At 59.1% G+C, this 24532-nt stretch carries 19 protein-coding genes; 8 read left to right on the forward strand and 11 right to left on the reverse strand.

Annotation, left to right across the window (positions count from 1 at the left end; translation table 11 throughout):
• The first annotated feature begins 2 nt into the window (after positions 1–2).
• From glnD to R0140_RS22345, 3 genes are all read left to right on the forward strand, one after another.
• Positions 3–2606 (forward strand): bifunctional uridylyltransferase/uridylyl-removing protein GlnD, encoded by a 2604-nt coding sequence (gene glnD, locus R0140_RS22335; RefSeq protein WP_228961067.1) that lies wholly within the window; start codon positions 3–5, stop codon positions 2604–2606.
• A gap of 30 nt (positions 2607–2636) precedes the next feature.
• Positions 2637–3461, forward strand: a complete 825-nt coding sequence (gene dapD / locus R0140_RS22340) for a 2,3,4,5-tetrahydropyridine-2,6-dicarboxylate N-succinyltransferase (RefSeq protein ID WP_002889295.1) — start codon at positions 2637–2639, stop codon at positions 3459–3461.
• 107 nt (positions 3462–3568) lie between these two features.
• A complete protein-coding gene (locus R0140_RS22345; protein ID WP_002889292.1) occupies positions 3569–3955 on the forward strand; it encodes a DUF3461 family protein in 387 nt (128 codons plus the stop codon).
• Between the two features lie 116 nt (positions 3956–4071).
• Here the strand turns inward: R0140_RS22345 and cdaR are convergent, their stop codons facing one another.
• The 3 genes from cdaR to dgt form a co-directional block, all read right to left on the reverse strand.
• On the reverse strand, positions 4072–5229 hold the full coding sequence (gene cdaR / locus R0140_RS22350) for a DNA-binding transcriptional regulator CdaR (RefSeq protein WP_002889289.1): 1158 nt from the start codon (positions 5227–5229) through the stop codon (positions 4072–4074).
• A 168-nt stretch (positions 5230–5397) separates the two neighbouring features.
• A complete protein-coding gene (degP, locus tag R0140_RS22355) occupies positions 5398–6831 on the reverse strand; it encodes a serine endoprotease DegP (protein WP_008807359.1) in 1434 nt (477 codons plus the stop codon).
• Between the two features lie 134 nt (positions 6832–6965).
• Positions 6966–8480 carry a dGTPase gene (gene dgt / locus R0140_RS22360; RefSeq protein WP_008807360.1) on the reverse strand — a complete coding sequence of 505 codons (1515 nt, stop codon included), beginning with the start codon at positions 8478–8480 and terminating at the stop codon, positions 6966–6968.
• Positions 8481–8563: 83 nt separating this feature from the next.
• Here dgt and mtnN point away from each other — a divergent pair, with 83 nt between their 5' ends.
• The 3 genes from mtnN to R0140_RS22375 are packed head-to-tail and all read left to right on the forward strand — an operon-like array spanning position 8564 to position 10715.
• Complete coding sequence (mtnN, locus tag R0140_RS22365; RefSeq protein ID WP_008807361.1) at positions 8564–9262, forward strand: 5'-methylthioadenosine/S-adenosylhomocysteine nucleosidase; 699 nt, start codon at positions 8564–8566, stop codon at positions 9260–9262.
• Complete coding sequence (gene btuF, locus R0140_RS22370; RefSeq protein WP_012542811.1) at positions 9255–10055, forward strand: vitamin B12 ABC transporter substrate-binding protein BtuF; 801 nt, start codon at positions 9255–9257, stop codon at positions 10053–10055. Before mtnN ends, btuF begins: the two co-directional genes overlap by 8 nt.
• 36 nt (positions 10056–10091) lie before the next feature.
• Positions 10092–10715 (forward strand): TRIC cation channel family protein, encoded by a 624-nt coding sequence (locus R0140_RS22375; RefSeq protein ID WP_002889277.1) that lies wholly within the window; start codon positions 10092–10094, stop codon positions 10713–10715.
• Positions 10716–10800: 85 nt separating this feature from the next.
• Here the strand turns inward: R0140_RS22375 and erpA are convergent, their stop codons facing one another.
• The gene (gene erpA / locus R0140_RS22380) at positions 10801–11145 is read right to left on the reverse strand and encodes an iron-sulfur cluster insertion protein ErpA (RefSeq protein WP_008807363.1); all 345 of its coding nucleotides are present in this window, start codon (positions 11143–11145) and stop codon (positions 10801–10803) included.
• A gap of 81 nt (positions 11146–11226) precedes the next feature.
• Positions 11227–12645 carry a H(+)/Cl(-) exchange transporter ClcA gene (gene clcA / locus R0140_RS22385; RefSeq protein ID WP_008807364.1) on the reverse strand — a complete coding sequence of 473 codons (1419 nt, stop codon included), beginning with the start codon at positions 12643–12645 and terminating at the stop codon, positions 11227–11229.
• 180 nt (positions 12646–12825) lie between these two features.
• Here clcA and hemL point away from each other — a divergent pair, with 180 nt between their 5' ends.
• A complete protein-coding gene (gene hemL / locus R0140_RS22390; RefSeq protein WP_016160319.1) occupies positions 12826–14106 on the forward strand; it encodes a glutamate-1-semialdehyde 2,1-aminomutase in 1281 nt (426 codons plus the stop codon).
• 136 nt (positions 14107–14242) lie between these two features.
• On the opposite strand, the gene fhuB is transcribed toward hemL, so the two are convergent.
• The 5 genes from fhuB to mrcB form a co-directional block, all read right to left on the reverse strand.
• Positions 14243–16225, reverse strand: a complete 1983-nt coding sequence (fhuB, locus tag R0140_RS22395; RefSeq protein ID WP_012542814.1) for a Fe(3+)-hydroxamate ABC transporter permease FhuB — start codon at positions 16223–16225, stop codon at positions 14243–14245.
• Positions 16222–17115 (reverse strand): Fe(3+)-hydroxamate ABC transporter substrate-binding protein FhuD, encoded by an 894-nt coding sequence (fhuD, locus tag R0140_RS22400; protein ID WP_080923756.1) that lies wholly within the window; start codon positions 17113–17115, stop codon positions 16222–16224. The genes fhuB and fhuD overlap by 4 nt, the downstream gene beginning before the upstream one ends.
• Positions 17115–17912 (reverse strand): Fe3+-hydroxamate ABC transporter ATP-binding protein FhuC, encoded by a 798-nt coding sequence (fhuC, locus tag R0140_RS22405; RefSeq protein WP_022065535.1) that lies wholly within the window; start codon positions 17910–17912, stop codon positions 17115–17117. Before fhuC ends, fhuD begins: the two co-directional genes overlap by 1 nt.
• A gap of 45 nt (positions 17913–17957) precedes the next feature.
• Positions 17958–20165 (reverse strand): ferrichrome porin FhuA, encoded by a 2208-nt coding sequence (fhuA, locus tag R0140_RS22410; RefSeq protein WP_080923755.1) that lies wholly within the window; start codon positions 20163–20165, stop codon positions 17958–17960.
• A gap of 234 nt (positions 20166–20399) precedes the next feature.
• Positions 20400–22958, reverse strand: a complete 2559-nt coding sequence (gene mrcB / locus R0140_RS22415; RefSeq protein ID WP_016160318.1) for a bifunctional glycosyl transferase/transpeptidase — start codon at positions 22956–22958, stop codon at positions 20400–20402.
• 587 nt (positions 22959–23545) lie between these two features.
• On the opposite strand from mrcB, the gene gspS reads away from it, so the two are divergent.
• Positions 23546–23920, forward strand: a complete 375-nt coding sequence (gene gspS, locus R0140_RS22425) for a type II secretion system pilot lipoprotein GspS (RefSeq protein ID WP_012968915.1) — start codon at positions 23546–23548, stop codon at positions 23918–23920.
• Between the two features lie 39 nt (positions 23921–23959).
• On the opposite strand, the gene gspB is transcribed toward gspS, so the two are convergent.
• Entirely contained in the window at positions 23960–24517 is a 558-nt protein-coding gene (gene gspB, locus R0140_RS22430; RefSeq protein WP_317703900.1) for a type II secretion system assembly factor GspB, read from the reverse strand.
• Positions 24518–24532: the final 15 nt, after the last annotated feature.

Below are 24532 nucleotides of genomic sequence, written 5' to 3' on the forward strand. Positions count from 1 at the left end.
CGGTGAGCTGGCCGCAGGGCGATCTGAACTGTGCTGCAATTAAGGCGCACATCGATACCTTCCAGCACTGGCTGGGCGAGGCGTTTGACTCCGGCATCGCCGCGGAGCAGCTCATTGCGGCGCGCACCGAATTTATCGACCAGCTGCTGCAGCGGTTGTGGATCGCCTACGGTTTTGAATCCGTCTGCGATCTGGCGCTGGTGGCCGTCGGCGGCTATGGCCGCGGCGAGCTGCACCCGCTCTCTGACGTCGACCTGCTGATCCTCAGCCGCAAAAAACTGCCTGACGACCAGGCGCAAAAGGTCGGCGAACTGCTGACGCTACTGTGGGACGTCAAGCTGGAGGTGGGCCACAGCGTGCGCACCCTCGAAGAGTGTCTGCTCGAAGGACTTTCGGATCTCACCGTCGCCACTAACTTGATTGAATCGCGCCTGCTGATCGGCGACGTCGCGCTGTTCCTTGAACTGCAAAAACATATTTTTAGCGACGGCTTCTGGCCATCGGAAAAGTTCTTCGCCGCCAAGGTGGAAGAGCAGAACGTCCGTCATCAACGCTATCACGGCACCAGCTATAACCTGGAGCCGGACGTGAAAAGCAGCCCCGGCGGCCTGCGGGATATCCATACGCTACAGTGGGTGGCTCGCCGTCATTTTGGCGCCACCTCGATGGATGAGATGGTCGGCTTCGGCTTTCTGACCGAAGCCGAGCGCAATGAGCTCAACGAGTGTCTGCATCAGCTGTGGCGCATCCGTTTCGCGCTGCATCTCGAGCTCACTCGCTATGACAACCGTCTGCTTTTCGACCGCCAGCTCAGCGTCGCCCGCCGGCTCGGCTATGAAGGCGACGGCAACCAGCCGATTGAGCATATGATGAAGGACTTCTTCCGCGTCACCCGCCGGGTGAGCGAGCTGAACCAGATGCTGCTTCAGCTGTTTGAAGAGGCTATTCTCGCCCTGACCGAGGATGAAAAACCGCGCCCGATAGACGATGACTTCCAGCTGCGCGGCACCCTTATCGATCTGCGTGACGACACGCTGTTTATTCGCGAACCGCAGGCCATTCTGCGCATGTTTTATATGATGGTGCGCAACAGCACTATCACCGGCATCTACTCCACGACGTTGCGCCATCTGCGCCATGCCCGGCGCCATCTGACCCAGCCGCTGTGCTATATCCCGGAGGCGCGCACGCTCTTTCTCAGCATGCTGCGCCATCAGGGGGCGGTCAGCCGCGGACTGCTGCCGATGCATCGCCATAGCGTGCTGTGGGCCTATATGCCGCAGTGGTCACATATCGTCGGCCAGATGCAGTTCGATCTGTTTCACGCCTACACCGTCGATGAACACACCATCCGCGTGATGCTGAAGCTGGAGAGCTTTGCCAAAGAAGAAACCCGCAGCCGCCACCCGCTGTGCGTGGAGCTATGGCCGCGCTTAACGCACCCGGAGCTGATTTTAATCGCCGCCCTGTTCCACGACATTGCGAAAGGGCGTGGCGGCGACCACTCGATCCTCGGCGCGCAGGATGTGCTGAAGTTTGCCGAGCTGCACGGACTGAACTCTCGCGAAACGCAGTTGGTCGCCTGGCTGGTGCGTCACCATCTGCTGATGTCGGTCACCGCCCAGCGGCGCGACATTCAGGATCCGGAGGTGATTAAGCAGTTCGCCGAGGAAGTGCAAACGGAAAATCGCCTGCGCTATCTGGTGTGCCTGACCGTCGCCGACATCTGCGCCACCAACGAAACGCTGTGGAACAGCTGGAAGCAGAGTCTGCTGCGCGAACTCTATTTCGCCACCGAGAAACAGCTGCGTCGGGGCATGCAAAGCACCCCGGATATGCGCGAACGGGTGCGTCATCATCAGCTGCAGGCGCTGGCCCTGCTGCGGATGGACAATATTAATGAAGAGGCGCTGCATCAGATCTGGAACCGCTGCCGCGCCAACTATTTCGTGCGGCATACGCCGACGCAGCTCGCCTGGCACGCCCGCAACCTGCTGCGTCACGATCTGAATAAGCCGATGATTCTGCTGAGTTCGCAGGCCACCCGCGGCGGTACGGAGATTTTTATCTGGAGCCCGGATCGCCCTTATCTGTTTGCCGCGGTGTGCGGCGAACTGGACCGCCGCAACCTCAGCGTCCACGACGCGCAGATCTTCACCACCCGCGACGGCATGGCGATGGATACCTTTATTGTCCTCGAACCCGACGGCAGCCCGCTTTCCGCTGACCGCCACGACGCGATTCGCCACGGTCTTGAACAGACGATAACTCAGCGCAGCTGGGAACCCCCGGCCCCGCGTCGTCAGGCGGCAAAACTGCGTCACTTCTCTGTGCCGACAGAGGTGAATTTCCTGCCGACCCATACCGATCGAAAATCGTTTCTCGAGCTGATTGCGCTCGATCAGCCAGGGCTGCTCGCCCGCGTCGGCCAGGTGTTCGCCGACCTCGGTATTTCGCTTCACGGGGCGCGAATTACGACAATTGGTGAGCGAGTAGAAGATTTATTTATAATCGCCACCGCCGACCGGCGTGGCCTTAATAATGAGCTACAACAAGAAGTGCAACAACGGTTGACAGAGGCCCTCAATCCAAACGATAAAGGGTGACGTATTTTTTTTAGTGAATGGAAAGAAACAATGCAGCAGTTACAGAACGTTATTGAGTCCGCCTTCGAGCGTCGCGCCGACATCACGCCGGCCAATGTGGATACCGTGACCCGCGAAGCGGTAAACCAGGTTATCGCCCTTCTGGATTCCGGCGCGCTGCGCGTCGCTGAGAAGATCGATGGTCAGTGGGTGACGCATCAATGGCTGAAGAAAGCGGTACTGCTCTCTTTCCGTATTAACGATAACCAGGTTATCGATGGTGCGGAAAGCCGCTACTTCGATAAAGTACCGATGAAATTCGCTGACTATGACGAAGCGCGTTTCCAGAAAGAAGGTTTCCGCGTGGTGCCGCCGGCAGCGGTACGTCAGGGCGCATTCATCGCCCGCAACACCGTGCTGATGCCGTCCTACGTTAACATCGGCGCCTACGTTGACGAAGGCACCATGGTTGATACCTGGGCTACCGTCGGCTCCTGCGCGCAGATCGGTAAAAACGTTCACCTGTCCGGCGGCGTGGGCATCGGTGGCGTACTGGAGCCGCTGCAGGCGAACCCGACCATCATCGAAGACAACTGCTTCATCGGCGCGCGCTCTGAAGTGGTTGAAGGGGTGATTGTCGAAGAAGGCTCCGTCATCTCCATGGGCGTTTACCTGGGTCAGAGCACCAAAATCTACGATCGCGAAACCGGTGAAGTCTTCTACGGCCGCGTACCGGCTGGCTCGGTAGTCGTGTCAGGCAACCTGCCGTCGAAGGATGGTAAATACAGCCTGTACTGCGCGGTGATCGTTAAGAAAGTCGATGCCAAAACCCGCGGCAAAGTCGGCATTAACGAACTGCTGCGCACCATCGACTAAAGCAAATAAAAAGCGGGAGATATCCCGCTTTTTTTATATTTGATGCTGGCGAAAATGGATTTTTTCGTTAATTATTCAATGGTTATGATGCTATCAAAGGTACCGTTATGTACGATAATCTGAAAAGTCTTGGCATTACCAACCCTGATGAGATCGATCGCTATAGCCTGCGGCAGGAAGCTAACAACGACATCCTGAAAATCTATTTTCAGAAAGACAAAGGCGAATTCTTCGCCAAGAGCGTGAAGTTTAAATACCCGCGTCAGCGCAAAACCGTTGTCGCCGACGGCGTCGGCCAGGGCTACAAAGAAGTCCAGGAGATCAGCCCCAATCTGCGCTACGTCATCGACGAACTGGATCAGATCTGCCAGCGCGATCGCACTGAAATCGATCTCAAGCGTAAAATCCTCGACGATTTACGCCATCTGGAAAGCGTGGTCACCAATAAGATCAGCGAAATCGAAGCCGATCTGGAAAAACTTACCCGTAAGTGACAGCGTTCCCGGCGGCGCACCGCTTGACCGGGCAACCAATATAATCTGCCGCTTACGCCATGCATCCTCCAGGCCGGGTAAGGCGAACCGCCTCCCGGCATTTTTATCTCGACTCCCTATCGTTGCTCATCCAGCTGCAGGGCTATATAGAGCAGCAGCCGATCGTCAAAGCTGCCGAGATCCAGACCGGTCAGCTCCGAGATACGGTTCAACCGATACTCCAGGGTATTGCGATGAATAAACAGCGCCTTTGATGTCGCCAGCGGCTGCACGTTATGGCGAAACCACGCCTGCAGCGTACGCCGCAGCAAACCGTTGTTATCCATAGCCTTCAGACGCGCCAGCGGACGGGCCAGTTCATTGGCCTGCCAGCCGCCGCGCAGGCTGTCTAGCAGCACCGGCAGCATCAGATCCTGATAGAAATAGCTGCGGCTCTCCGGCATTCGTTGCTTACCCACCATCATGGTCGTCCGTGCGGTACGGTAAGAGCGGGCGATACTCCCGGGGCCGGTGAAGAAGTTGCCCAGCGCCACGCGAAAGCGGAGCTGACCATTCTCTTTCATCCTGGCGATAAGCTGCTCGACGCGGCGGACGTGATCGTCGGCGTCCCAGCGGCCAAAGCTGTTCAGCGCTGGTTTCAGCACCACCATTTCCGTGAGTGACACAATGGCCACCAGATTATTGCGATCAGGGGTGGTCAGCGCGTTCTGCAACTGCTGCAGTTCCGCCATCGCGCTATCCACGCCGAGCTGGCCGCTGTCCACCTCAATCATCGCCACCACCCGCGGCTGATTGAGATCGATACCTAACCGCTGAGCCCATTCGTTCAGCGCCGGGGTATGCTCTTCCGCCTGAATCAGGTTCATCACCAGCTCTTCGCGCAGGCGGCTGTCCTGCGCCAGGAGATGCATCAGCCGCGACTGCTCCAGCATCATCTCTGCCGTCATGCACACCAGCTCGCCATATTTCCGCAGCGACTCCGGCTCGCCGGTCAGGCCGATCACCCCGACGATTTCACCTTCGAGGCGTAGCGGCAGGTTGATCCCCTGACGCACTCCGTGCAGATGGCGAGCGACCGCATCGTCGATATCCACCACCCGCCCCTGAGAAAGCACCAGCAGCGCGCCTTCGTGCAATTCACCAATTCTTTCCCGATCGCCGCTGCCGATAATCCGCCCGCGGGCATCCATCACGTTGATGTTGGTATCGATGATGCGCATCGTGCGCGCCACAATATCCTGCGCCATTTTGGTATCAAGATGCCAGCCAGCCATGTAATCCTCCCCTATGCAGGGCACCAGCATAAAAGAGTCTCCGTCCTGCTGCATTGTGCATATGCCCGAAGGCGGGGCGAGATATGTGGAGTTGTGGAAGTGGTCACAGAACGAAAAAAAAGCCCCTGCCCTCGGCGAGGGAAGGGGCTGTGGCGCTTGCGCTGACGATTACTGCAACAGCAGGTAGATAGAGGCGTCGCCGCGCTGAATGTTCAGCGCCAGCACGGACGGTTTGGCGTCGAAGATTTTCCGCAGATCGGCGATGTTTTTCACCGGCTGCTGATTCGCCCCGACAATGATATCGCCTTTCTTGAGGCCAATCTGCGCCGCCGGGGTGCCGGCTTTCACATTGTTGACCACCACGCCCTTATCCTGACCCTTGTTACTCATTTCCGCACCTTCAATCCCGTTGAAGATGGTGCTGGAATCCACCTGGGTCTGGTTGCTCTGCTGCAGTTCGACGGTAACGGTGACCGGTTTGCCGTCGCGGAGCAGGCCAAGCTCAACTTTGCTGCCGATAGGCATAGTGCCGACCTGAGCACGCAGCGCGGCGAAGCTGCTGATCGCCTTGCCGTTGAGGGTAGTGATCACGTCGCCGGCTTTAATGCCCGCTTTGGCGGCTGCCGAACCTGGCATCACCTGGCTGACAAAGGCGCCGCGCTGGGCGTCGACTTTCATCGCTTTCGCCAGTTCAGAGTTCAGTTCGGTGCCCATGATGCCCAGCTCACCGCGTTTCACCTGGCCATATTTCACCATCTGCTCGGTCAGGTTTTTCACCATGTTGCTCGGGATAGCAAAACCGATACCGATGTTGCCGCCGTCCGGCGCCAGGATGGCGGTGTTAATGCCGATCAGCTCGCCGTTGAGGTTCACCAGCGCGCCGCCGGAGTTCCCGCGGTTAATCGCCGCATCGGTCTGGATAAAGTTTTCGTAGTTTTCCACGTTCAGGCCGCTACGGCCCAGCGCGGAGACAATCCCGGAGGTCACGGTTTCGCCCAGACCAAACGGGTTACCGATAGCCACGGTGTAGTCGCCGACGCGCAGCGCATCAGAATCAGCCAGCTTAATCGCCGTCAGGTTTTTCGGATCCTGAATCTGAATCAGCGCGATATCGGAGCGCGGATCTTTGCCCACGACTTTGGCATCAAACTTACGGCCATCGCTCAGTTGAACCTTAATCGTGGTGGCGTTGTCCACAACGTGGTTGTTGGTCACCACATACCCTTTGGCCGCATCAATGATGACGCCGGAGCCCAGCGCCATGAATTTCTGCTGCTGGCCGCCGTCAGGCTGACCGCCCTGTCCACCGCCCTGGCAAAACGGTGAACTCTGGAAAGGAGAACCATCCTGGCAGAACGGCGAATTATCGCCAAAGAACTGCTGGAAGTTACGCGGCATCCGTGGGGTATTAACAGTAGTGCTACCTTCAACGTTAATGCTCACCACCGATGGCATCACCTTCTCCAGCATCGGGGCCAGGCTTGGCATCTGCTGTGCATTAGTGGCCGAAGATGCCGTTTCTGCCGCGCTCGCAGAGAGCGGGGACAACGCCAGACCTAAACTCAGAGCCAGTGCACTCATTGCTAACGTGGTTTTTTTCATCAGTTTCAATCTCAATATCAGATAACGAAAGTTGCTGTGTACGTGACTATCAGAGTCATTTTATAGCGCTAAGTTCCGGAATTAAGTTTCTGGAAAAAGTAAAAATTTATTGTCCATCTTTACAAAACTCCAGCCTATTCCACCGCCATCAGTCGCCGATATTCATCCCACGCATACAAATCCGTCATTCCGCTGATATAATCCTGGATCAGACGGCAGCGATAATAGTATTCCATCAGCGCAAATTCGGGCGCCGTGCGCACCAGCTTATTTACTGCTTCAACATAGGCCAGCCGGTGACGGGTTGAAAGTTTCTGATACAGCCGGGAGGCAATGGGTAACCGCCGTACCCGCTCCTGCGCCACTAATTCGCTGAAATCCTCCAGAGATAATTTCAGCAGCGGCTGATAGATATCCAGCAGGCCGCTAATCACCCGGTAGCCCTGCAATTCCAGCTGCTCGACATCCGGATGGCTAAAGACCTGTTTCATCGCTACATTTTTATAGAGTTCCAGCAGCTGGCTGCAATCGCTATCGTCCTCAAGCAGCGCATGATTAAAGTCGCCAGTGAAGATGGCCGGCAGGTTATCAATAAATCGGCGCGCCGCGTAGGGCACCAGCTTATTCAGCGTGTTTACCCGCAAATACATAAAAAACTGATCTTCCGCGCTCTGTCGCAGGTAATTAGCTCGCGATTTTTCCCAGGCATTTTCCACTACCTGAGAGAATAACGATCCTTTTTCATGGTTGCCCCAGGCGTCGTAAAGATGCTGATAAAGCTGCTCGGCGCTGAAAATACGTTTTTCAACCGCGTCCTCGAGATCCGCGACGCAATATGAGATGTCATCCGCGGCCTCCATAATCCAGGTTAATGGGAATCGATTGTAAGGTGCCAGATCCAGTTCTTTACGCAGGCGCGCGACATACTCTTCTTCGGCTAAATAATAGCCAGGCTTCTTCATTAAATAACTGTGACTGGCTGGCGTCGCCTCGAACCACCACGCCGGTCGGGTATATTTCAGGATGCAGCCCACCTGCGCCCAGGTCAGATTCATCCGCATCAGCGTGTGGACCAGACGAATCCCCTGCGCGTTGCCCTCAAAGCTGCAGAGATCCTGGCGCACTTTACGCCGCAGCGCATTCAGCGCCGTTTCCCCTTCGTGCAGGCGTAACGCCTGCACCTCGCAGCGATCGTCGGTCAACGGCTGGCCGAGCGCATCGCCGGGGGCCAGGCGCTGGCGAAACCAGTCGTTAATCGCCGCCTCGCCAAAGTGGCCAAACGGCGGGTTGCCAATGTCGTGCATCAGGCAGGCCATTTCAACCACGCTCTCGAATGGCCCGGTCAGCTCTTCCAGGCCATACTCTTCCAGTAGCTTCTGCTCTTTCAGCCTGCTAAGCACTTCTTTGGCGATATAGCGCCCCACCTGCTGCACCTCCAGCGAGTGGGTCAGGCGAGTACGGACCGCCGCGTTGCGCTCCAGCGGGAAGACCTGGGTTTTTTGCTGTAGGCGGCGGATGGCCGGCGAGTTGACGATCCGCCCCCGATCGCTTTCGAAGATCCGCAGGATGTCGCGCTCCGTCTCCACCCGCGGCGGCGAACGGAAGCGTCGACGCCAGTTTATCTTGTTGCGAAAATCAATCTTTGCCATAGCCTCTCCCGCGCGAGCAATACGCTTCCCCTTAAGCGCATGATAGACTATGCAACTAAACCTGACACATCGCGAGTAAATCTATGAAAATTGGCATTATTGGCGCTATGGAAGAGGAAGTTACCCTCCTGCGCGACAAAATCGAAAACCGCCAGACTATCACTATTGGCGGGAGCGAAATCTATACCGGCCAACTTCACGGCGTTGACGTCGCTCTGCTGAAGTCTGGTATCGGGAAAGTGGCGGCGGCGACGGGCGCGACCCTGCTGCTGGAGCGCTGCCAGCCTGACGTGATCATTAATACCGGTTCTGCCGGCGGCCTCGCGCCGACGCTGAAGGTCGGCGATATCGTCGTCTCCGATGAAGCGCGCTACCACGATGCCGACGTCACCGCCTTCGGTTATGAGTATGGCCAGTTGCCTGGCTGCCCGGCGGGCTTTAAAGCGGACGATAAGCTGGTGGCCGCCGCCGAAGACTGCATTAAAGCGTTAGATCTCAATGCCGTTCGCGGCCTGATCGTCAGCGGCGATGCCTTCATTAACGGCTCCGTCGCGCTGGCGAAGATCCGCCATAATTTCCCGCAGGCAATCGCCGTGGAAATGGAAGCGACCGCCATCGCTCACGTCTGCCATAACTTCAAGGTTCCCTTCGTGGTGGTTCGCGCCATCTCCGACGTGGCCGATCAGCAGTCCCACCTCAGTTTTGAGGAGTTCCTTGCGGTCGCCGCCAGACAGTCCACCCTGATGGTGGAGAATCTGGTACAGAACCTGGCACGTGGCTAAGTCGCTATCCTTCGCGCTTGCCGCGCTGCTGTTACTCGCCCCGGCGTGGCTACTGGCCGCGCCGCGGGTGGTCACCCTCTCCCCCGCCAATACCGAACTGGCCTTTGCCGCCGGGATCACGCCGGTCGGCGTCAGCAGCTATTCCGATTATCCTCCGCAGGCCAAAACCATAGAACAGGTTGCCAGCTGGCAGGGGATGAACCTGGAGCGCATCGTGGCGCTAAAGCCAGACGTGGTGCTGGCCTGGCGCGGGGGCAATGCCGAACGCCAGGTTAACCAGCTGCAGTCGCTGGGTATTCATGTCCTCTGGGTGCAGACCTCGACGATAGAAGAGATCATCGCCACCCTGCGTCAGCTGGCGCAGTGGAGCCCGCAGCCGGAAAAAGCGCAGCAGGCGGCGCAGGCGATGCAGCAGGAATACGATACGCTGAAAGCGCGCTATGCCAATGCGCCGAAGAAACGCGTCTTCCTGCAGTTCGGATCCGCGCCGCTATTCACCAGTGGTCCCGGTTCGATTCAGGATCAGGTGCTGGGGCTGTGCGGCGGCGAGAATATCTTTGCCACCAGCCGTGTTCCCTGGCCGCAGGTGAGCCGCGAACAGGTGCTGGCCCGCCAGCCGCAGGCGATCGTGGTGACCGGCGACGCCAGCCGCATTGCCGAAGCGCAGCGCTTTTGGCAACATCAGCTCACCATTTCGTTGATTGCGTTACACAGCGACTGGTTTGAACGGGCAAGCCCACGTATTATCCTCGCCGCCAAACAACTTTGTGCGGCGCTTGACCAGGTAAAATAATCATCCGGCACACCGGATGTTCAGTGGGAATCAACGATGCTTGTCTATTGGCTGGATATTATTGGCACGGCTGTCTTCGCGATCTCCGGCGTTCTGCTGGCGGGAAAATTACGCATGGACCCATTCGGCGTGCTGGTGTTAGGCGTGGTGACGGCGGTGGGCGGCGGAACCATCCGCGACATGGCGCTGGCGAATGGCCCGGTATTCTGGGTCAAAGATCCCACCGATCTGGTGGTGGCGATGGTCACCAGCATGCTGACCATCCTGCTGGTCCGCCAGCCGCGTCGGCTGCCGAAATGGATACTGCCCGTTCTTGATGCCGTCGGTCTGGCGGTGTTTGTCGGCATCGGCGTCAATAAAGCCTTTCTCGCCGGCAGTGGTCCGCTGGTGGCGGTCTGCATGGGGGTGGTCACCGGCGTCGGCGGCGGGATTATCCGTGACGTGCTGGCGCGCGAAATTCCCATGATTCTGCGCACCGAGATCTACGCCACCGCCTGTATTGTCGGCGGCATTGTCCACGCTACAGCGCACGACACCTTTCATCTCCCGCTGGAGAATTCGGCGATGATGGGCATGGTGGTGACACTGGTGATCCGTCTGGCGGCGATCCGCTGGCACCTGAAGCTGCCGACGTTTGCCCTGGACGATAACGGGCGGTAGTAAAAGCAAAACGGTAACCTTAAGGTTACCGTTTTTCGCGTTGGCTCCCGCTCGCTGGAGGAGAAGGCGCCCGGTCGCACTCGCTTTAAACGCTGAATGAGGAACCGCAGCCGCAGGTGCTTTTCGCGTTCGGGTTGGTCACGATGAAACGCGAACCTTCCAGACCCTCGGTATAGTCGACGGCGCCGCCGACCAGATACTGCAGACTCATTGGGTCAACCACCAGGCCGACGCCCTGTTTCTCGATGGTCATATCGCCTTCGTTCACCTGATCGTCAAAGGTGAAGCCATACTGGAAACCGCTGCAACCGCCGCCGGTGATATACACGCGCAGTTTCAGGTTCGGATTATCTTCATCCGCAATCAGGTGTTTTACTTTGTTGGCTGCGGCTTCGGTAAACTCCAGCGGCAACGCTACGTCATCACTCATTTTTTGCTCCCATTGATACTTCCGGCCGGTTAAAGAATAACCGGACCTTTTGAGCCATTATCTAATACCCTGGTAAATCGTTCAAGTATTCTCCCGCGGTGCCTGCTGCGCTTTTGCCGCCTGCTCGGCCTCCTGCTTCGCCAGAGTACGTTGCAGAATGGTCGAATACAAAGGCTTACCGCCGAGGAATTGCGCCAGTAGTGTTGCGCCAAGGCAGGTAATAATCATTGGCAAAATGAGCTGATAGTTATCCGTCATCTCCAGCACCAGCACAATCCCGGTGAGCGGCGCGCGCACCGAGGCGGCCAGCAGCGCCCCCATCCCGGCGATGGCGAAGGTGCCGGCATCGAGATGGTAGGCCGGAAACAGCGGAATAGCCGCCATGCCGAACGCCGTGCCCAGCAAGGTGCCCAGCGCCAGCATCGGCGCGAAGATCCCCCCCGGCGCGCCGGAAGAGAAGCAGATCAGCGTGGTCACCACGCGGGCAATAAAGATAAACAGCAGCAAACCGACGGAGAAATTACCGGCGGCGGCGATGGGGATCAGGTTAAAGCCACCGCCCACCGCGGAGGGCTGCATCAGCCCCAGCAGGCCGCAGATCCCGCCGATGACCCCGCCCATCAATACCCATTTTTTGATATTGCCACCGTGGATGCGCTGGAAGATATCCTGGGTGCGCAGCACCAGGAAGTTAAACAGCGGACCAAAGCAACCAAAGAGCATGCCCAGCACCAGATACAGCCACAGGGTATTCACTGGGGCGTTGCTCAGCTTGCCTACCTCAATGATCGCCGCTTCGCCATTGAAAATACGAAACACAATGCTCGACATGATCACGCCGGTAAATACCGCTTTAATGGAGATCAGGTTGTAGCGAAACTGCGGGCGCATCTCTTCGATGATAAACAGAATACCGGCCAGCGGCGCATTAAAGGCCGCCGAGAGCCCCGACGCCGCACCGGTCGCCAGCAGCGTGTGCCGCGCCTCCGGACTGCGCATGCGGAAGATATCCAGCACCATGCGTCCAATGTTGCCGCCAAGCTGCACCATCGGCCCTTCGCGTCCCAGCACCATTCCGGCGCCCAGGGTCCCCATGCCGCCGATGAATTTCACCGGCAGCACGCGCCACCAGCGCACCGGCCGCAGCTCCTCCAGCGCCCCTTCGATTTCCGGGATCCCGGAGCCGCCCGCCTCCGGCGCAAAGCGGCGCACGAGAAAATAACCGACCATTGCCAGCAGCGCCGACAAGATAAACGCCAGCGGCCAGACCAGATACCAATGATCGGCCACCTGCGCCAGCGCGCCGATCCGCTGGTTCTGCACCCAGTTCACGCTCTTTTCAAACGCCACGCCCACCAGACCGGCCAGCGTGCCAACCACCGCCGCCATCAACAGGACCGCCAGCGGCGTTTTATCGCGCTGAATCAAACGGCGTACCGCATCGCCGCGACGTACCCGCACGAACTGATGTGCTTCAAAAGAGGGAGTTTCTGCTTTCATGCCATTATCAATTATTGGTAATACAAATGAAGAGAGAGGCATTTTAGCCGTCCCGGCGCGCTGCGTCGTCAAAAAAATGCCCTTGCGGCACATTGTTTCAATTGGGCAAAACTTTCATAACCATCCTGGAATAACTTAGAATAGCCGATAAAACATTTTTCACGAACCAGGACCCTGGCCATGAGCAAATCTGAAAATCTATACCATGCTGCGCGCGAACTGATCCCCGGCGGCGTTAACTCGCCGGTGCGCGCCTTCACCGGCGTCGGCGGCACGCCGCTGTTTATCGAACGCGCGGATGGCGCCTATCTTTATGACGTGGACGGGAAGGCCTATATCGATTATGTGGGCTCCTGGGGTCCGATGGTGCTGGGCCACAACCACCCGGCTATCCGCAATGCGGTGATCGAAGCGGCGTCCCGCGGCCTGAGCTTTGGCGCGCCGACCGAAATGGAAGTGAAAATGGCGGCGCTGGTGACCGAGCTGGTCCCGACCATGGATATGGTGCGGATGGTGAACTCCGGCACCGAAGCGACCATGAGCGCCATTCGCCTGGCCCGCGGCTTCACCGGCCGCGATAAGATCATTAAGTTCGAAGGCTGCTATCACGGCCATGCCGACTGTCTGCTGGTGAAAGCCGGTTCCGGCGCGCTGACCCTCGGCCAGCCAAACTCGCCGGGCGTGCCAGCCGATTTCGCGAAACATACCCTGACCTGCACCTATAACGACCTCGCCTCGGTACGCGCGGCGTTCGAGCAATATCCGCAGGATATCGCCTGCATCATCGTCGAGCCGGTCGCCGGGAATATGAACTGCATTCCGCCGCAGCCGGAGTTCCTGCCGGGCCTGCGCGCGTTGTGCGACGAATTTGGCGCCCTGCTGATCATCGACGAAGTGATGACCGGCTTCCGCGTGGCGCTGGCGGGCGCCCAGGCTTATTACGGCGTGGAGCCGGATCTGACCTGTCTCGGGAAAATCATCGGCGGCGGGATGCCGGTGGGCGCCTTCGGCGGCCGCCGCGAAGTGATGGACGCGCTGGCGCCGACCGGCCCGGTGTACCAGGCTGGTACGCTCTCCGGTAACCCGATCGCCATGGCCGCTGGCTTCGCCTGCTTAAGCGAAGTGGCGCAGCCGGGTGTGCATGAAACCCTGACCGACCTGACCAACCAGCTGGCGGATGGCCTGCTGAACGCGGCGCGCGAAACCGGGATCCCGCTGGTGGTCAATAACGTCGGCGGCATGTTCGGCATCTTCTTTACCGATGCCGAAACCGTCACCTGCTATCAGGACGTGGTGAAGTGCGATGTCGAACGCTTCAAGCGCTTCTTCCACCTGATGCTGGAGGAAGGCGTGTACCTGGCGCCGTCGGCATTTGAAGCCGGCTTTATGTCCATCGCTCACAGTGAAGAGGACATTAACAACACCATCGACGCCGCCCGTCGGGTGTTTGCCAAACTGTAAGGTACTTGAAGGCCTGGTGGCGCAGGGATTTTCCCGGAGGCGGCGCGCTGCGCCTTGTCCGGGCTACCAAATCGCACAGCGCTGTAGCCCCGGTAAGCGCTAGCGCCACCGGGGATATTGAGGCCATCCAGGATCGTTAGCGGCTCTGCTTTCTCAGCAAATAGATAAAGTACGGCGCGCCGATAAACGTCGACAACAGCCCCGCCGGGATCTGGTAGGGGAACATAATCATCCGCCCGCACCAGTCGGCAAAGACCAGCAGCATCCCGCCCGTCAACCCGGAAATCACCATATGCGGCATCGTCCGGCGGAATCCCAGCATCCTCGCAATATGCGGCGCCATCAGGCCAACGAAACTTAACGGCCCAATGGTGAGCGTCGCCGTCGCCGTCAGGCTCGCCGCCAGCAGCAGCAACCCGATACGCGATGGCGTCAGCGCCATCCCCACCGCCCGCGCCGCCTCGCCGCCCAGCGGCAAAATGGTCAGCCAGCGGCGGCAGAGCGGCGCCAGCGCCAGCAGCGCCAGCATCACCACGCCACTACGCAGCGCCATCTCCGGCGTCGCGCTATAGGTCGAACCGGACATCCACGTCAGGATCTGCGCCATGCGCGGATCGCCGCTGGCCTGCAGCATCATCAACAGCATGGTGAAGGCGGTACTCAGCGCCATCCCCGCCAGCAGCATCCGGTGCGGCGAGAAACCGCCGCGCCCGGCGGCGATCAGAATAACCAGCAGCGTTGCCGCCGCGCCAAGGCTGCCGGCAGGCAGCAGCCAGACAAAGGCGTTGCCCGGCACGAAGAACAGCATCAATACCACACCGAACGCCGCGCCAGAGCTGATGCCCAGTACTTCCGGGCTGGCCATCGGGTTGCCGGTCAGGCGTTGAATGATGCAGCCCGCGACCGCCAGCATCACCCCGGCGAACAGCGCCGAGAGCACACGTGGCCAGCGCCAGGGCATCAGTTGCGCCAGCAGATCGCCGCTGGCCCACTGCCAGCCATGGGCATCGCGACCAAAGGTCAGCGCGGCGGTTATCGCCAACAGCAGCAGCGCTAAGCCGCCCAGCGCGAACCACGGCACGTGGCGGCGCTCGATCAACGCTTTATCGCCGCCATTCATCACCGGGGCGCTGATGCTGCGCAGCCGCGGCAGCAGCCACAGCAATAAAGGCGCGCCAATCAGCGCGGTGACTGACCCGGTCGAGACTTCCCGCCAGACCCGGCTGAGCCAGAGAATAATTTGATCGGAAAGCCACAGGATCAACGCGCCAATTAGCGCCGCCAGCAGCAATCGCGGCAGCAGGCGGCGGGCGCCGAGCATTTTCGCCAGCAGCGGCGCGAACAGACCGATAAAGCCGATAATGCCGACCGCGTTAACCAGCAGAGCGCTGATGACAATCGCCAGCGTCAGCACGCCAAGCCGCGCCAGAGACAGCGCCAGCCCAAGGTTGCGCGCCACGCCATCATCGAGTCCCATCAGGGTTAACGGGCGTAGCAATAACAGCGTCAACATCGCGCCGCCGAGCAGCTGCGGCCACAGGCGTTGCACCACGCTCCAGTCGGTCTGCGTCAGGGTGCCGGTACTCCACAGGAACATGCTTTGCAGCTGATCGTGATGGAAAATCACCATCAGCTGATTGACCGCGCCGCAATAGAGACTCACTACCAGGCCGGCCAGGATCAGCGTCACCGGCGACAGACGTTTGCCCCACGAGACGCCGAACACCAGCGCCCCCACCAGACAAGCCCCAGCCAGCGCGGCAAACTGCGAGGCCAGCACGCCAGGGATGGCCCATAGCGTCGTCACCGTCATTCCCAGCTGTGCGCCGGTGGCGACGCCGAGCGTGGTTGGCTCCGCCAGCGGGTTACGCAGCACCTGCTGGAACAGCACGCCGACCAGCCCCAGCCCGGCGCCGACCAGCAGCGATATCGCCAGCCTCGGCAGCAGGCTGTAATGGAACAGCATCTGGGCGATATTATCGATATCCGGCTGCCACAGCGCCTGACGCCATTGCGCGTAAGGTAAAGCGACATTGAGGTTGACGATGCTCAGCGCGAAAGCGGCAACCAGCAGCCCGGTCAGCAGGAGAATGGCTAACGGCGAGAGACGCGCGTTCATATCGACGCCCTCCCCTGCGCATCGGCCAGCACGCGGGCGAAATGCATCGCCGACAGCGTCGCGCCATAGAACCACACCGCCGGAACCCGCTGGAAACGCCCCGCGCGCACGAACGGCATCGCCTGCCACAGCGGGGTCGCCAACAGCTGGGCCATCTCCCGATCGTTGCCATGATCGAAACAGATCACATCGGCCTCGTTAAATGCCGCCAGCCGATCAATACCGACGGTGACGCTGCCCCAGAATGCCGCTTCGCCGCGCCAGGCGTTTTGAATGCCAAAGCGGTCAAGCACCTCCTGGAACAGGCAGTTCTCACCAAATACCAGCACGTGGCGGGCATCGAGCAGCGAAATCATCAGCAGTGGGCGATCGCCACGCCCGGCAAATCGCGGACGCAGGTTCTCCATCAGCGCGTCGAATTCCGCCAGATGGCGCTTCGCCTGCTGTTGTTTACCCAGCAGGTCGGCCATTTCCAGTAGCGAACGCTGGGCCATCGCCAGCGGCCGTTTGCCGTCGCTGAAGGTGAATCCGCGGCCAGGCGCGATACGCGCCAGCTTTTCCGGCGACGGGCCATAGCCTGCCGACCAGACGATAAACGACGGTTTCATCTGCGTCAGCAGCTCAAGATTGGGTTCGGTGCGCAGGCCGACATCGATTACCGACGCGGGCAGCGCGGGTTCGTTCACCCACAGGCGATAGTTGGGAATGTCGGCCACGCCGTAGGGCGTGACGCCAAGCGCCAGCAGCAGTTCGGCCGGCAGCCACTCCAGCGCGACGACGCGCTGCGGGTCAATGTTCGCCGCCTGCGCGCCGCGCATCTGCCACAGCAGCGGCGAGAGCGCCATCGCGGTCAGCAGGCGGCGTCGGGTTATCAGAGTTGGGTTCATCATCAATAGACAAAACTTACCGGCGCCGCGCCCGCCGGGTGCGGCAGGATCCCCATCGGGATGCCGTAGATTTGTTCCAGCGTGTCGCTGCGCATCAGTTCTGCTGGCGTCCCCTGGGCGATCATTTCCCCACCGCGCAGCGCGACCAGATAATCGCAGTAGCGGGCAGCCATATTGATATCATGCAGGACTGCGATCACCGTCAGGCCACGCTGCTGGCTGAGACGATGCACCAGCGCGAGCACATCGACCTGATGGGCGATATCCAGCGCCGAGGTCGGTTCATCAAGCAGCAGACAGCGGCTATCCTGCGCCACCAGCATGGCGATCCACGCCCGCTGACGCTCGCCGCCGGAGAGACTGTCCACCAGCCGCTGCGCCAAAGGCTTCAGCCCCACCAGCGCGATCGCCTCTTCCACCTTTTCGCGATCCGCCACGCCGAAGCGCCCCAGCGCGCCGTGCCACGGGTAGCGACCTATCGCCACCAGCTCGCGAACTGTCATCCCTTCCGCCGCCGGCAGCTGCTGCGGCAGATAGGCCACTTTGCGGGCAAACGCCTTGCTACTCCAGCTCTCCAGCGGCTGGCCGTCCAGCAGCACCTCGCCCGCGGAAGGCGGCTGATGGCGGCCGAGCATTTTCAGTAATGTGGATTTGCCGGAACCGTTATGGCCTATCAGGCCAGTCACTTTTCCTGCCGGGAAGGTTAACGAAAGGGGGTGAAGCAGCGTGCGACCCGGTACGCGAAAGGTCACGCCATTTAACGCAAAGGTGGTCTCAGAGTGCGGAGTCTGTTCCTGCATAGCAACAACCTGATGTTGGGCGCGGCGAACCGCGCCCGTGAGTAGTTAGAAGCGGAAGGTTGCGGTCGCGACAACCTGACGTCCCGCACCCCAGTAGCAGGCGTATTCGCTATAGCAGCTGGAGACATATTCGCGGTCAAACAGGTTGTTGACGTTGACGCCGACCGAAGAGCCCGGCAGGCCAAAGCGCGCCAGATCGTATTTGACCGTCGCATCCATCAGCGCATAACCGGCCACATTGAAGGCATCATTTTTGTTACCGGTGCTGGTGTCAGTTTTGTAATAGCTGACCGTAGAACCGATATAGCGCGCCCCGGCGCCGACCGTCAGACCGCTGAGCGCGGTTTCGTGGAAGGTGTAATCCGCCCACAGCGACGCCATGTTACGCGGCACTTCCGCCGGACGCTTGCCGTTGAACACCGTATCGTGAGTGTATTCCGCATCGGTATAGCTGTAGGCCGCGGTGACGTTGATATTGGCGTTCACCGCCGCTTTCGCCTCCAGCTCAAGGCCGCGGGAGCGGATCTCGCCGGTCTGGATGCTGAACGCCTGGTTAGCCGGATCCGCCGTCAGGTTCTTATCTTTGGTCAGCTGATAGACCGCCGCGGTGACCACCACCGGCATGTCTTTCGGCACATATTTCACGCCAGCTTCATACTGCTTGCCACGCGACGGATCGAACGGCTGGCCGTTAAGCCCGGAGCCCGATACCGGCTCGAAGGATTCGCTGTAGCTGAAGTACGGAGAGATGCCGTTATCAAACAGGTAATTGATACCGCCGCGCCAGGTGAACTGCTGGTCGTGATTCTCCGCCAGGCTGTTGCTGGAGCGAGTTAACGTTGAGGTGGTGGCGTAATCGTAACGGCCGCCCAGGGTCATGATCCACTTATCCCACTCCATCTGATCCTGCGCGTACAGGCCCGTCTGCTCCATTCGGTTGAGGACCGCGTACGGGAAAGTGACCTGAATATTCGGGTTGCCGTATTGCGGGTTGCTCATGCTGATAGGATCCGCCGTCCCGTAGTCGGCATCCACATCGTTGCGCATCCGCGAGTAATCCACGCCGGTCAGCAGCGTATGGCTGACCGCGCCGGTGGCGAAAGCAGACTGCAGCTGGGTATCGACGGTAAAGGTGTTCAGGTGCTCATCAGAACGCACATAGGCGCGATTCATGTAGCCCGGGGCGACATAGCCATTCCCGTACACCGAGCGATACAAGGTATCAACCTCGGCATAGCGCAGGTTCTGCCGCACAGTAAAGGTGTCATCAAACTGATGGGAGAAGCTATAACCCACCATCTTCTGGCGGCGCGAGATCTTATTATCCGCCTCGCCTTCGTTGAAATCAGTCGGCAGCTTGTGCGCCTTCCCGTTGGCATCGTAATACGGCACCACGGTGCCTTCGCGCGGCAGCCAGCCGTAGTAGCCCGCATCCGGGTCATTCTGGAAGTTGCTCAGGAAGGTGAAGTCGGTTTTATCGTCCGGGCGCCAGCTAAAGGACGGCGCCACCGCATAGCGTGTAGACTTCGCCATCTGCTGCTGGGTATCCTGGCTGCGGCCCAGGCCGGTCAGGCGATAGGACCAGACGCCGGCATCATCAATGGCGTCGCTGAAGTCAAACCCGGTCTGCCACAGGTTGTCGGTGCCCATCTTGAACTGCACTTCTTTCAGCGGCTCAGTGGTCGGGCGTTTGCTGACCATGCTGACGATACCGCCAGGGTTGCTGTTGCCGTACAGCACCGAGGTTGGCCCGCGCATCACTTCCACGCGCTCGAGGAAATACGGGTCCATGGAGACTTCAGAGTAGTTATTTCCCTGCAGCTTCATGCCGTCCAGATACTGGTTGGTATTGACGGTCGTCGAGGTAGTGAAACCGCGGATGGTGACCACATCATAGGTGGTCGAGCTACCGCGGGTGGAGAAGACGCTCGGCGTATAGGAGAGCGCCTCTTTTACCGTGGTCGGCTGGCGCATCTCCATCTCCTGGCGCGTGACCACCGAGACAGACTGCGGCGTTTTTTCGATCGGGGTATCGGTTTTCGTCGCCGTGGCAGAGCGTTTTGCCGCGATGGTCGGCGCCGGTCCCCAGGCACTTTCCTGGGCGGCCGGTGCCGCAACGACGGTGATAGTCTCTTCTTGTTTCGGTTGTTCCGCAGCCTGTGCATAGACAGACATGCCGCTAACCGCCGTGGCTACTACGACTGCGATTTTACGCAGCGAGTGATTTGGCTGAGCAGTTTTTGGACGCGCCATGGGTATATCTCTGATGAAAGTGAATGATAACGTAAACGATAATTATTATTATGACGGGCGATATAATAGGCGAAACGCCGAAGGCAAGGCAAGCGATATGCCAGCCTGGCGAGACCGAAGGCCGAATTAATAACCAGATAGTTATTATGGAGTTAAAGAGGCGTTAACTTTTTTACAGGTATAAAAAAACCCCTTAATACTTTCGTATTAAGGGGTCGGGTTGTGCGGCCAAAATCAGTTACTGCCGAACATATCCTTGATCCAGCCCGCGACGCCGTCGCTCTTCTCCTGCTGCTTCGGCTGTTGCTGCTGTTGCTGTTGCTGTTGCTGCTGCGGCTGCTGTTGCCCGGACTGATTAAACGGGTTGTTCGCTTCCTGCTGCTGCAACTGCTGCTGCTGCATCATCTCGCCCTGGCGGCACAGCGCATCCGGCTGCGTCGTCCAGACCGGCAGCGAACGGACGCCACCGCTGCAGACGAGGTTGCCGTTGCTGTCCACGCCCATGTCGACCACGTCTTCCGGCGCAGTCAACGCCAGCGGCGTTGGCGTCTGGTTCGCCAGATAGCGCTGGTAAATCGACATCGCGCCGCTGGCGCCGTACAGTTTGGTCGGCTGGTTGTTGTCGCGGCCCACCCAGGTGATGGTCACCTGGCTACCGTCGATGCCGGCGAACCAGGTATCGACGTTATTGTTGGTGGTCCCGGTTTTCCCCGCCAGATGCAGGCCCGGATACTTCGCGCCCAGCTGACGCCCCGTGCCGCGCTGCACCACCTGCTGCATGGTCCACAGCGTCATGTAGGCCGCCTGGGCAGGCACGGCGCGTTCCGCCTGCGGGTAGCTCTGGTAAAGCACCGTGCCATCTTCCGCAATCACTGACCGCAGGGCGGACAGCGGCGCACGGTTGCCGCCGCTGGCAATCGTCTGGAAGGCCTGCGCCACTTCAATCGGCGTCAGGTTCAGCGCACCCAGCAGCATCGCCGGCACCGCGTTGAGCTGATTCTTCGGCGCCCCCAGTTTAGTCCAGGTATCGACGACCGCCGGCAAGCCCAGCGCCATCCCGAGGTTAACCGTCGGGACGTTCATCGAGCGGGTCAAGGCATCCACCAGCATCACCTGGCCGCTGAAGCGACGATCGTCGTTCTGCGGGGACCACGTCTGGCCGTTGGACAGGCGAATGGTCACCGGCGCATCGGCGATCCAGGTGTTCAGGCGATACTGGTTCGGCTGGCTCAGCGCGGTCAGATAGGTCGCCGGCTTGGCCAGAGAACCAATCGACCGGCGGGCCTGCATCGCGCGGTTGTAGCCGGCGAACTGCGGCTCCGCGCCGCCGACCATCGCCCGCACTTCACCGGTAAAGCGGTCCACCACCACCATGGCGGTTTCCAGATCTGCCAGCTTGCGCTGTTTCTTCAGTACCGGGATCCCTTCAGTAGCCGCTTTTTCCGCCGCATCCTGCGCCACCGAGTCGAAGGTGGTGAAGATCTTCACGCCGGAGAGATCTTTCACTTTATCGCCCAGCTTCGCCTGCAGCTCCTGACGAACCATCTGCATAAAGGCCGGCTGCGGTGAAATCACCCCGCCGCGCGGCTGCACGCCCAGCGGACGCGCGCTCAGCATATCGTACAGCTCCTGGTCGATAACCTGCTGCTGCTGCAGCAGACGCAGCACCAGATTGCGTCGCTCAAGGGCCAGTTTCGGGTTGCGCCACGGGTTATACACCGACGCCCCTTTCACCATCCCCACCAGCAGCGCCTGCTGATCGAGGCTCAGCTCTTCCACCGGACGGCCAAAGTAGTACAGGCTGGCCAGCGGGAAGCCGCGAATTTCATTATCGCCGCTCTGGCCGAGGTACACCTCGTTCATATACAGCTCAAGGATGCGATCCTTGCTGTAACGGGCATCGACGATCAGCGCCATATACGCTTCGTTGGCTTTACGCCAGTAGGAGCGCTCGCTGGAGAGGAACAGGTTTTTCACCAGCTGCTGGGTCAGGGTACTCGCCCCCTGCACCGTACGACCTGCCGTCAGGTTCGCCAGCACCGCGCGGCCGATGGAATACAGGCTGATACCATCGTGCTCGTAGAAGTGGCGGTCTTCGGTCGCCAGCAGCGTATCCACCAGCAGATCCGGGAAGCCACTGCGCTTCACGAACAGGCGCTGCTCACCGTTCGGCGACTGCAGCATGGTAATAAGACGCGGATCGAGACGGAAGAAACCGAACTGGCGGTTATTATCCATATTCTCGATGGTCTCCAGATGGTCGCCATCGAAGGTCAGACGCGCGCGCACCTGCCCTTCTTTACTGTCCGGGAAATCGAACGGACGACGGATCATCTCGATGCTGTTGGCCTGCACGGTGTATTCGCCCGGGCGCGTCATCGCGCTGACCTGACGATACTGGGTGGCGTTCAGCAGACGCACCATCTCGTTTTTGCTGATCTGCATGTCCGGCTCAAGGTTCACCATCCGGCCATAAACCGCGGCCGGCAGCTCCCAGACTTTACCGTCAATGCGGCTGCGGATTTTCTGATCGAGGTAGACGCCATAGGCGGCAATCAGCACCGCGAAGACAATCCCCAGCTTGACCAGCAGCCACAGCCAGCGGCGCTTACGACGAGGTTTGCCACCGTTACCTTTTCCTTTTCTCGGCACCGGTTTCTCATCCTCATAATCATCGTCATCATACTCGTCGTCGTAGTCCTCTTCCCGGACCCGGCGACGGGTAACTTTTTGTTTTGTCGGACGTGAGGGTCTCCCCTTACGTCCGATAGGCTCGCGGTCATCTCCCGCCATGCTTTTTCTCCGCAACGTTCAGGCGCAAGGGCCTGATTCTCAATACTTCCCCTGCACAGAGGAAGAAGAAATCTCTCAAATTAACGTCCAGGCTGCTTATCCTTCGGACGACAACCTGCTGGCAGGCAGGACATGCCGCCAGCCTTTCATGAGGTTGGTTTGCTTCGTTTTACATGATATTAACAATAAGAATTCACCATAAAATCATTATGTTAAACGCATCATCAGCAGAAATGGTCAGAACATAGCACGTAATGTTCAGGGCATACAGGATAGCACTAAAATGCGACATTCTTAACCAGCATTTTACCTCCTGCGCACGTAACAAGATGGGAAAGAGTATGTTTTTTAATAACATAAAAAATGACGCTCGCCCTGATGCCAAATGCGGCGGCATCGCCTCACACCGAAAATATATTTCCCGGACGACAACATTTATTATTGAGAGAAGTAAAGGGAATTAATCGAGTTTCTGCCAATAAAAATGAGAGCCTGTTAACATTTATGCAGAATAATATTTTATGATGACACCAGGAAAATCTTTGTTAAACTAGCGGCCAGTGATTCATTATTTTGATTACTTTACTATGCGCATTCCGCTTATATTTTCGCTTTGCGTGGTCGCCGTGCTCTCTGGCTGCCAACAGAAACCCGCCTCAACGCTCAGCCCGGCCATCAGCAGCCAGGCGCAGCTGGAGCAGCTCTCGTCGGTAGCAGCCGGGACGCGCTATCTCAAGAATAAATGTAATCGTAGCGATCTGCCCGCCGATGAAACGATATATCGGGCAGCGGTGAATGTCGGCAAAGCGCGCGGGTGGGGAAATATTGACGTGGCGACGTTAAGCCAAAATAGCGACCGGCTTTATCAACAACTTTTGCAGGACAGCACTCCGGAAGCCACACAGTGTAGTCAATTTAATCGCCAGCTCGCTCCCTTTATTGCCAGCTTGCGCAGCGACTAAACAAAATATTCTCAACGCGCATTTTATTGCGCGTAGCCCTTATTCCCCTTTCGGCTCCTCGTCAATTTTCCCGCCTGGCCAGTCATCCAGCGCCGCCAGGGTAAATGTTGTGCCGTTGAAGCTAAAGATCGTCACATCCTGCTGGATCTGCTCCACCACCAGATTGGGCAGCGGGGAATCACCCTCCGACCACGCTTTGCCGTTTAACACAATGCTGCGCTTTTCCGGTAGCGAGGCATAGACATGGGCGCTATAGCGCAGGGGCGGCAGCGTATCGCTGTCCATTACCGGCGCCGCAGGCGCGCTGGGTTTTACCGCCAACGGCGGGTTTTTTGGCGCAGTCTCCCCGGCGGCGGTTAACGGCAAAAGCGCCGCATGAGCCACCGGCAGAGGCAGCGTTTGCGGCGGTGACGGATGGCGCCACTGCTCGCCGCCAAACCAGCCGAGCGCGATAAATAATCCGGCGTACAGCGGGATAATCCAGCCGGGGATCTGCACCATCCGACCGCGGCTCACCGGCGCGTCTGCCTGCGCGGACGGCGGCTGATGCGCCACCAGAGGCGGGATGCCTCTTTCACTATCATCACGAACAATCACAACCGTCTCCTGTTC

Source organism: Klebsiella sp. w6 (assembly GCF_033100215.1).
In the GTDB taxonomy this organism is placed as follows: domain Bacteria; phylum Pseudomonadota; class Gammaproteobacteria; order Enterobacterales; family Enterobacteriaceae; genus Klebsiella; species Klebsiella variicola.

Coding starts and splice junctions, on each gene's coding strand:
- dapD (WP_002889295.1), top strand. CDS start 2,637: ATGCAGCAGTTACAGAACGTTATTGAGTCCGCCTTCGAGCGTCGCGCC.
- R0140_RS22345 (WP_002889292.1), top strand. CDS start 3,569: ATGTACGATAATCTGAAAAGTCTTGGCATTACCAACCCTGATGAGATC.
- cdaR (WP_002889289.1), bottom strand. CDS start 5,229: ATGGCTGGCTGGCATCTTGATACCAAAATGGCGCAGGATATTGTGGCG.
- degP (WP_008807359.1), bottom strand. CDS start 6,831: ATGAAAAAAACCACGTTAGCAATGAGTGCACTGGCTCTGAGTTTAGGT.
- dgt (WP_008807360.1), bottom strand. CDS start 8,480: ATGGCAAAGATTGATTTTCGCAACAAGATAAACTGGCGTCGACGCTTC.
- mtnN (WP_008807361.1), top strand. CDS start 8,564: ATGAAAATTGGCATTATTGGCGCTATGGAAGAGGAAGTTACCCTCCTG.
- R0140_RS22375 (WP_002889277.1), top strand. CDS start 10,092: ATGCTTGTCTATTGGCTGGATATTATTGGCACGGCTGTCTTCGCGATC.
- erpA (WP_008807363.1), bottom strand. CDS start 11,145: ATGAGTGATGACGTAGCGTTGCCGCTGGAGTTTACCGAAGCCGCAGCC.
- clcA (WP_008807364.1), bottom strand. CDS start 12,645: ATGAAAGCAGAAACTCCCTCTTTTGAAGCACATCAGTTCGTGCGGGTA.
- hemL (WP_016160319.1), top strand. CDS start 12,826: ATGAGCAAATCTGAAAATCTATACCATGCTGCGCGCGAACTGATCCCC.
- fhuB (WP_012542814.1), bottom strand. CDS start 16,225: ATGAACGCGCGTCTCTCGCCGTTAGCCATTCTCCTGCTGACCGGGCTG.
- fhuD (WP_080923756.1), bottom strand. CDS start 17,115: ATGATGAACCCAACTCTGATAACCCGACGCCGCCTGCTGACCGCGATG.
- fhuC (WP_022065535.1), bottom strand. CDS start 17,912: ATGCAGGAACAGACTCCGCACTCTGAGACCACCTTTGCGTTAAATGGC.
- fhuA (WP_080923755.1), bottom strand. CDS start 20,165: ATGGCGCGTCCAAAAACTGCTCAGCCAAATCACTCGCTGCGTAAAATC.
- mrcB (WP_016160318.1), bottom strand. CDS start 22,958: ATGGCGGGAGATGACCGCGAGCCTATCGGACGTAAGGGGAGACCCTCA.
- gspS (WP_012968915.1), top strand. CDS start 23,546: ATGCGCATTCCGCTTATATTTTCGCTTTGCGTGGTCGCCGTGCTCTCT.